General features: G+C 42.5%; 1 protein-coding gene. It reads left to right on the top strand.

Annotated features, from left to right (window positions below; translation table 11 throughout):
• Positions 1 to 332, top strand: a 332-nt coding sequence (locus tag OQH61_RS09480; protein WP_266027188.1) for a helix-turn-helix domain containing protein, incomplete at both ends; no start/stop codon positions are given.

Genomic DNA, 332 nt, shown 5'->3' with positions numbered 1-332 from the left:
GAGAAAAAATCTATCATCACAGAATGGGAGGCATATAAAGCAAAAGGTGTGAGCGTAAAAGACTTTATTGCGCTGCTGAATGCAAGTGGCGAATACTCCATAGCTTTGAGTGAAAATAAGCTCTATGCGTGGCAGAGGGCGTATAAAGATAAAGGCATTGATGGGCTGCTTGATGAGCGAGGGACAAATAGAAAGAGCCAAAGCAAGATTAAAGAGCTTGGACTAGAGGAGCTGACTAATAAGCTCATTTTAGCAAGTCGTGGGCGCGTGAATATCAGCTCTATTCATAGAATGCTGCATATTCACCTTGATAGTGTTGGCAAGGCAGATTT

Source organism: Helicobacter sp. MIT 21-1697 (assembly GCF_026241255.1).
Taxonomy (GTDB): domain Bacteria; phylum Campylobacterota; class Campylobacteria; order Campylobacterales; family Helicobacteraceae; genus Helicobacter_C.
The sequence above is the reverse complement of the archived record's forward strand: the minus strand, read 5'-3'. Positions and strand labels throughout refer to the sequence as shown.